3 protein-coding genes are annotated in these 3557 nt (G+C 75.3%); 2 read left to right on the plus strand and 1 reads right to left on the minus strand.

Annotated features, from left to right (window positions below; translation table 11 throughout):
* Positions 1–19: 19 nt before the first annotated feature.
* The gene (locus ACTUAL_RS28285; RefSeq protein WP_440902374.1) at positions 20–1402 is read right to left on the minus strand and encodes a glutamine synthetase; all 1383 of its coding nucleotides are present in this window, start codon (positions 1400–1402) and stop codon (positions 20–22) included.
* Positions 1403–1440: 38 nt separating this feature from the next.
* On the opposite strand from ACTUAL_RS28285, the gene ACTUAL_RS28290 reads away from it, so the two are divergent.
* The gene (locus tag ACTUAL_RS28290; protein WP_440902375.1) at positions 1441–2532 is read left to right on the plus strand and encodes an amidohydrolase family protein; all 1092 of its coding nucleotides are present in this window, start codon (positions 1441–1443) and stop codon (positions 2530–2532) included.
* A 47-nt stretch (positions 2533–2579) separates the two neighbouring features.
* The coding region (gene dinB, locus ACTUAL_RS28295; RefSeq protein WP_440902376.1) for a DNA polymerase IV at positions 2580–3557 on the plus strand (978 nt) is incomplete at its 3' end.

Below are 3557 nucleotides of genomic sequence, written 5' to 3' on the forward strand. Positions count from 1 at the left end.
CCGGGGGCCCCCCAAACGCTTAAGATGTGGGGCCGCCCCCCCCCGGGGGGGGGCGGGCGCCGCGGGGCGGCCCCGGGGCCCCCCGCCGGCGCCCCCGCGCCACCTCCTCCTCGTCGACGCCCTCGAACAGGGCGATCTCGCCGCGCCGCACGTCGGCCACGGTCGCCGCGAACTCCCGGCCCATCGCCGCGGTGAGCGCCGCGTCGGCCTCGAACGCCGCGACCGCCTCGCCCAGCGAGGTCGGCAACCTCGGCGCGTCCGGGTGATCCGCCGGGTTGCCCACCACCGGTTCCGGCAGCCCGCCGCCCTCGGCCAGCCCCGCCTCGCCCGCCGCGAGCACCGCGCCGAGCAGCAGGTACGGGTTGGCGGTCAGGTCGAAGCACTTGACCTCCACCGACCGGCCGCGCACCAGCCGCATCGCGGCCTCCCGGTTCTCCAGGCCCCACGCCGCGAACGGGCCCGACCAGCGCGACGGCACCAGCCGCAGGTAGCTGGCCACCGACGGCGCGCCGATCGCGCACAGCGCGGGCAGCCTGCGCAGCACGCCCGCGTAGAACGCCTCCGCCTCCGGCGCGAGCCCGAACCGGCCGCTCCCGCCGGACAGCAGCGGGCGGCCGTCCCGCCACAGGCTCGTGTGCAGGTGCCCGCCGTTGCCGACGCCGCCCGCGACCACCTTCGGCGAGAACGACACCCGCATCCCGTGCCTGGCCGACACCGCGCGCACGGTCTCGCGCACCAGCACCGCCGTGTCCGCCGCCGCCACCGGCTCCTCCGGCGCGGTGGACAGCTCGAACTGGCCCGGCGCGTACTCGGGGTGGAACTGGAGCACGTCCACCCGCTGCTCGGCCAGCGCCGACAGCAGCTCGGCCGAGTAGTCGGACAGCTCGACCTGCCTGGCGTGGCCGTAGGCGGGCGCGGTCGTGACCGGCGCGAAGTCGTCGGTCCTCGCCCCGAGCGCCCACTCGACCTCGAACCCGGCCTTGAGCCGGTAGCCCCGCTCGGCGAGCCGCTCGGTCATCACCCGCGCGAAACCGCGCTCGTCCTGCGGGTGCCGCTCGCCGGTCTGGGCGTGCCGGTCGGCGGGCGCCCACGCCCAGCCGGGCTGACCGGCCAGCACCACCAGGCGGTCCAGGTCCGGGTGCAGGCGCAGGTCGCCGTCCGGGCCGCCCGCGTGCCTGCCCGCCACGATGCTGTCGTCGAGCAGGAAGGCGTCGAACACCTCGGCCGACCCCAGGCCCTCGGCGGCGGCCCACGGCAGGCGGGCCACCGGCACCGACTTCACCCGCGTGATGCCGCTGTGGTCCACCCAGGTGATCGCCACGGCGACCACGCCGCGCCTGCCCAGCTCGTCCACCACGCCCGAAGCGCGGTCCCTGCGGTGCTCCCGCTCGGCTGCGTCCATGGGGGCGTTGGCTACCGGGCGCGATTAGGGTGCGACAAGTGGAAACGCCGCTCGCGGTGGTCGAGACCACCCCATTGATCGACCACCACTGCCACGGGGTGCTCGACGGGGAGCTGGACCGGCGGGCGTTCGAGGCGCGCCTGACGGAGGCTCCGGCCGCGGCGCCGGGGACGAGCCTGTTCGACACGGCGGTGGGGTTCGCGGTGCGGCGGTGGTGCGCGCCCGTGCTGGACCTGCCGCCGCACGCCTCCCCGGACGCCTACCTGGAGCGGCGGGCCGAGCTGGGGGCGGACGAGGTCAACCGGCGGTTCATCGGGGCGGCCGGGGTGGAGGTGTTCCTGGTCGACGCCGGGCTGCCCGGCGAGCTGGTCGACCCCTCGGCGTTCGACGGGCGCTCGCTGGACGTGCTGCGGTTGGAGCGGCTGGCCGTGCTGGGGGTGGGGGAGGGCGCGGCGGGATTCCCGGACCGGGTGCGCTCGGCGCTGGAGCGCTCCCGGTCGGTGGCGGCCAAGTCGATCGCGGCCTACCGGGTGGGGCTCGACCTCGATCCGGCGCGGCCGTCGGACGCCGAGGTGGTGCGGGCGGCTTCCCGCTGGCTGACCTCGGGGTCCGGGCGGTGCGCGGACCCGGTGCTGTCCCGGTTCCTGGTGTGGGAGGCGCTGGAGCGCGGGCTGCCGGTGCAGTTCCACGCCGGCTACGGCGACTCGGACCTCGACCTGCACCGGGCCGACCCGGCGCTGCTCACCCCGCTGCTGCGGGCGGTCCAGCCGCTCGGGGTCCCGGTGCTGCTGCTGCACAACTACCCGTTCCACCGGACCGCCGGGTACCTCGCGCAGGTGTTCCCGCACGTCTGCGCGGACCTCGGGCTGGCCACGCACGGGGTGGGCGACCGGGCCGCCGCGGTGCTCGCCGAGGCTCTGGAGCTGGTGCCTTGCGGGAAGTTCCTCTACTCGTCGGACGCCTGCGCGCTGGCGGAGCTGCATTACCTGGGCGCGCTGCTGTTCCGGCGGGGGTTGTCGGAGGTCCTGCGGGGCAAGCTCACCAGCGGTGCTCTTTCGGATGAAGACGCCGTGCGGATCACCCGGATGGTGAGCGGCGGCAACGCGCGCCGCGTCTACCGGATCGACTAACCTGTCGAACAGCAGTTCGAGTCTCGGGGTGGGCGGAGGGGTGTTCCGTGGGGCGCAGCGCCAACCTGCCCAAGGGGCTGGTCGAGCGGTTCCGCGTGCGCGAGGGGGACGTCCCGGACGACGCGGGCTGCCGGATGCTGCACGTGGACATGGACGCCTTCTACGCGTCGGTCGAGATCCGCGACCGGCCGGAGCTGGCCCGCCTGCCGGTCGTGGTCGGCGGCACCGCGCACCGGGGCGTGGTGGCGTCGGCGAACTACCTGGCCCGCGAGTTCGGCGTCCGCTCCGCCATGCCCACCGCGCACGCCAAGCGGCTCGCCCCGCACGCGGTGTTCCTGCCGCCGGACTTCACCAAGTACCGGGACGTCTCGCGGGGCGTCATGGAGCTGTTCCGCCAGGTCACGCCGCTGGTCGAGCCGCTGAGCCTGGACGAGGCGTTCCTGGACGTGGGCGGCGCGCTGCGCAGGCTCAAGGCCACGCCCGCCGAGATCGCCGCGCGGGTGCGGGTCGACGTGGAGCGGGAGCACGGCATCACATGCTCCGTCGGGGTGGCGTCGACGAAGTTCCTGGCGAAGCTGTCCTCGGGCATGTGCAAGCCGGACGGCCTGATGGTGGTGCCGAAGGACCGGGCGCTGGAGTTCCTGCACCCGCTGCCGGTGGGGGCGCTGTGGGGCGTGGGCAAGCGCACCGCCGAGCAGCTGGACCGGTTGGGGCTGGAGACGGTCGGGGACGTGGCGGCGGCCCCGCCGCTGCGGCTGCGCAAGGCGGTCGGCGTCGCGCTGGCCGAGCACCTGCACGCCTTGGCGCGCGGCCACGACGACCGTCCCGTGGTGCCGTACACCAGGGAGAAGTCGATCGGCGCCGAGGAGACCTTCGAGGTCGACCACTTCGACCGCGCGGTGCTGAAGCTGGAGCTGCTGCGGCTGTCCGAGCGGACGGCGGCGTCGCTGCGCGCGAAGGGCCTGCGCGGGCGGACGGTGTCGATCAAGGTCAGGTTCGCGGACTTCACCACGATCACCCGGTCG

The sequence above is a fragment of the Actinosynnema sp. genome, from assembly GCF_052038725.1.